Here is a 4,107-nt window from a genome sequence, read left to right on the forward strand (position 1 = left end):
GCACCTGTTCCGCCGCCGCCAGCCAGACGGGCCCACGCTTCTGCCCGATACTCGCCCGCGACGTCGCGCTGCGCCTCGCCGGCGATCGCATCGCCGCCACCGGGACGCTGGTCGAGCCCATCACCGCCACCCGCGTCGCCGCGCTCACGGTCGCGCACGATCTGGGCACCGGCACCGGGCACGCCGATCTTGCCATCGACAAGCTGTCCTTCGCCAAGGCGTTCCAGCCGAACCTGCTGACCCCGGTCGTTACCGGCACGGTTGCCGATGTCGCCGGCACGATCGACGGCGAGGGGCATATCGGCTGGAGCGATGCCGGGCTGACCAGCACCGGCCGCTTCACCACCGCCGGCACCGACCTTGCCGCCGCGTTCGGCCCGGTCACCGGCATCGCCGGCAGCATCACCTTTACCGATCTGCTCGCCCTGGTCAGCGCGCCGGGGCAGGAGGTGAGCGTCGCTTCGATCAATCCCGGCATCCCGGTCGAACATGGCGCGATCCGCTTCCACACCGAGGCCGGTCCCAGGATCGCGGTCGAGAGCGCGCGCTGGCCGTTCGCGGGCGGCACGCTGACCCTCGACCCGACCCTGCTCGACTTCGCTGCGCCGGCCGAGCGGCACATGACCTTCCGCCTCGACGGCGTCGCCGCCGACCGCTTCCTCCAGCAGTTCGACTTCAAGAACCTTGCCGCGACCGGCACCTTCGACGGCGTGCTGCCGATGATCTTCGACGCGCGCGGCGGCCGCATCGAGGGCGGGCGGCTGACGGTGCGCGAAGGCGGCGGCGGCATCGCCTATGTCGGCGACCTCGCGCAGAAGAACCTCGGCTTCTGGGGCAACCTCGCCTTCCAGGCGCTGAAGTCGCTGCGCTATCGCAGCCTCGCCATTGCCATGAACGGCCCGCTGGAGGGGGAGATGATCACCGATGTGCGCTTCGCCGGCGTCAGCCAGGGACAGGGGGCCAGGAGCAACTTCCTGATCCGCCGGCTGCAGCGGCTGCCGTTCGTGTTCAACGTCCGCATCAAGGCCCCGTTTCGCGAGCTGGTGCAGACCACCAGCTCCTTCTCCGATCCCACCGACCTGCTCCGCCGCAGCCTGCCGGCGCTGATCGGCCCGAGCACCGTTCAGCCTGCCGCAAGCGCCCCTGTGCCATCAGCGAGGCCTTGACGTGGAGCGACAGGATCACGACGCTGGCGGGATGAAGAGGATGATCGGGATCGCCGCCGTGCTGACGGCAACGGGCTGGGTCGCTGGATGCGTCAACGTGACCGCGCCCAACAAGCCGATCGAGATCAACCTCAACATCACCATCACCCAGGACGTGGTGCTGAAGCTCGACGGTCAGGCCAAGTCGCTAATCCAGCAGAACCCGGGGATTTTTTGATGCGCCTCCATCTTCTCGCCGCCGGCCTCGCGATCGCCGGCATCGCCGTAGGTGCCTCCGCCCAGCGCGACCCGTCCTATGCCGCCGCGCGGTCCAGCGGCGAGGTCGGCGAGCAGCCCGATGGCTATCTCGGGCTGGTCGGCGCAGGCACGCCGTCGCTGCACGCGCTGGTCAGCGACATCAACATCAAGCGCAAGGCGGCCTATACCCGCCAGGCGAGCGCCGCCGGCGCTACGGTGGAGCAGCTCGCCTTCACCAGCGGCTGTACGCTGGTCGAACAGACCGCGCCGGGCGAGAAGTACCGCGCCCCCGGCGGCGTGTGGAAGACCCGCACCGCCGCCGCGCCTGAGCGCGACGGCCGCTGCGTCTGATCGCCGGCGTCACCCGATTGTTGACTCGGGGCGATCGCTTTTCTACACGGCCGGCGTCGCGAGGGGGCTGATTTCCCGCGCGTTTGTTCGTCGCCGCTCGACCCGGCTGTAAAAGGGGAGGGCTGGCGGCGTTTTCTTATCGGGAACCGCGTGGCCGACGATCGCCAGACAGACCTTGATGCCCGTCTCGCCCGCGCCTGCGCGGTCGAGGACGCGCGCACCGGCGTCGCCCCGCGCGCGCCGGCCAAGGGCTATGCGCAGGGCTCGCGCATACTGGCCGAGCTGATCGGCGCGCCCACCGGCGCGGCGCTGATCGGCTGGCTGCTTGACCGCTGGCTGGGCACTGCGCCCTGGTTGATGCTGGGGCTGCTGGTGCTCGGCTTCGTCGTCGCCTTTCGCAACGTCTACCGCATATCGCTGGAGCGTCCGGAGTGATGCGCGCCCCTGCCCAGACCACACGAGGATAGGCCGTGTCCGGCAAGATTGACCCCATGGAGCAGTTCCAGGTCGAGCCGGTGCTCGGCCGCCACCTGCACCTGTTCGGCTATGACGTGTCGTTCACCAATTCGGCGCTGTTCATGGTGGTGGTGTTCGTGCTGCTCGCGCTGTTCGTCGCGGGCGGGCTGAAGCGCCAGCTCGTGCCCGGCCGCTGGCAGGTCGCGGTCGAGGGCGCGGTCGGCTTCATCGACAACATGATGCAGGTCAACATCGGCGCGGAGGGCAAGAAGTTCGCGCCCTATATATTTTCTCTGTTCTTCTTCATCCTGTTCGCCAACCTGGTCGGCGTCATGCCGCTGGCGATCCTGCCGCACCTCCACACCTTTGCGGTGACCAGCCATATCACCGTCACCGCGGTGCTGGCGTTCTTCTCGTTCCTGATCGTGCTTGCGGTCGGCTTCTGGCGGCACGGCTTCCACTTCTTCTCGCTGTTCGTGCCGCACGGGGCGCCGGGCTGGCTGATGCCGGTGATCATCCCGGTCGAGTTCGTGTCATTCATGGTGCGGCCGTTCTCGCTGGGCTTGCGGCTGTTCGTCGCGATGACCGCCGGGCACATCCTGCTGGAAGTGTTCGGCAGCTTTGCGGTGCAGGGGCTGTCGGCCGGGCTGCATAACGGCAACCCGATCGGCTTCGTCGTCTGGATCGCGAGCTTCGTGATGATCGTCGGCGTGTCGGCGCTGGAGCTGCTGGTCTGCGCGATCCAGGCCTATGTGTTCGCGCTGCTGACCTCCTTGTACCTCAACGACGCGGTGCACCTGCACTAAGTCACTTGTTCTACTCGTTATTTCTTGGGAGCTTATCATGGACCATACTTCTGCAATGTATATCGGTGCCGGCCTTGCCGCGATCGGCATCGGCCTGTCGGCGCTCGGCGTCGGCAACGTGTTCGGCTCGTTCCTTGAGGGTGCGTTGCGCAATCCGGGTGCCGCCGACGGCCAGCAGGGCCGGCTGTTCATCGGCTTCGCCGCATCGGAGCTGCTGGGCCTGATCGCGTTCGTTGTCGCGATCCTGATCCTCTTCGTCGTCAAGTAAGCAGACGGGCGCGAGCGGATGCCGCAGCTATCGCAGATCGGCGAGATCTACGCGTCGCAGCTCTTCTGGCTCGCGATCGTGTTTGCGGCGATCTATTTCGGTATTGGTCGGGCGATGGTGCCGCGGATCGAGCGGACGATCGATGATCGCGCCGCACGGATCAGCGGCGACCTGGCGGCGGCGCAGGCTGCGCGCACCGCTGCCGCGGGGTCGGACGAGACTTATGAGAGCGGCCTCGACGCCGCCCGCGCCCAGGCGATGAAGACCGTCGGTGAGGCGCAGGCGCGCGCCACCGCCGCCACCGAGGCGCGGATCAAGACCAGCGATGCCGATACCGAGGCGAAGCTGCACGCGGCGACGCAGCGGCTGGCGACCAGCAAGTCGCAAGCGCTGGCCGAGGTGGAAGGCGCGACCGTCGAGGCGGTGCAGGCGATCGTCGCCAAGCTGTCGGGCGTATCGATCGATCGCGCTGCAGCCGAAACGCGTGTAAAGGCGGAGCTGGCGCATGGCTGAGCCCCATGCGATCACCCTGGCGGAAGCGAAGGGGACCACCGAGTTGCACGTCGAGCCGTCCGCCCTTGGCATCACCGCCGCCGGCTGGGTGGCGTTGTCGATGCTGTTCGTCATCGGCCTGATGCTGTGGAAGAAGGTGCCGCAGCTGATCGCCGGGATGCTCGACACCCGTATCGCTACGATCCGTACCCAGCTGGACGAGGCGGCGCAGCTGCGCGGCGAGGCCGAGCGGCTGCTCGCCGAGGCAAAGGCGCGCAGTGCCGCCAGCGCCGGCGATGCGGCCGCGATCGTCGCCCATGCCGAGGCGGAG

8 protein-coding genes are annotated in these 4,107 nt (G+C 68.1%); all 8 read left to right on the plus strand.

The features are described 5' to 3' along the window. The coding region (locus HUU96_RS12420) for a YdbH domain-containing protein (RefSeq protein WP_174293085.1) at positions 1-1,166 on the plus strand (1,166 nt) is incomplete at its 5' end. 31 nt (positions 1,167-1,197) lie between these two features. Continuing rightward, positions 1,198-1,383, plus strand: coding sequence for a YnbE family lipoprotein (locus HUU96_RS12425; RefSeq protein ID WP_174293086.1), 186 nt, complete (start codon positions 1,198-1,200; stop codon positions 1,381-1,383). After that, positions 1,383-1,754, plus strand: coding sequence for a YdbL family protein (locus tag HUU96_RS12430; protein ID WP_174293087.1), 372 nt, complete (start codon positions 1,383-1,385; stop codon positions 1,752-1,754). The genes HUU96_RS12425 and HUU96_RS12430 overlap by 1 nt, the downstream gene beginning before the upstream one ends. A gap of 150 nt (positions 1,755-1,904) precedes the next feature. Next, entirely contained in the window at positions 1,905-2,189 is a 285-nt protein-coding gene (locus tag HUU96_RS12435) for an AtpZ/AtpI family protein (protein WP_174293088.1), read from the plus strand. A gap of 56 nt (positions 2,190-2,245) precedes the next feature. Next, positions 2,246-3,016: a F0F1 ATP synthase subunit A gene (locus HUU96_RS12440; RefSeq protein ID WP_174293091.1), complete on the plus strand. Its 771-nt coding sequence runs from the start codon at positions 2,246-2,248 to the stop codon at positions 3,014-3,016. Positions 3,017-3,053: 37 nt separating this feature from the next. Beyond that, a complete protein-coding gene (locus tag HUU96_RS12445) occupies positions 3,054-3,284 on the plus strand; it encodes a F0F1 ATP synthase subunit C (protein WP_174293089.1) in 231 nt (76 codons plus the stop codon). Between the two features lie 18 nt (positions 3,285-3,302). Then, positions 3,303-3,797 (plus strand): F0F1 ATP synthase subunit B family protein, encoded by a 495-nt coding sequence (locus tag HUU96_RS12450; RefSeq protein ID WP_174293090.1) that lies wholly within the window; start codon positions 3,303-3,305, stop codon positions 3,795-3,797. Beyond that, positions 3,790-4,107, plus strand: a 318-nt coding sequence (locus HUU96_RS12455) for a F0F1 ATP synthase subunit B family protein (RefSeq protein WP_438827083.1), incomplete at its 3' end; no start/stop codon positions are given. The genes HUU96_RS12450 and HUU96_RS12455, both read left to right, overlap by 8 nt.

The sequence above is a fragment of the Sphingomonas bacterium genome (assembly GCF_903644135.1).
GTDB lineage: Bacteria > Pseudomonadota > Alphaproteobacteria > Sphingomonadales > Sphingomonadaceae > Sphingomonas.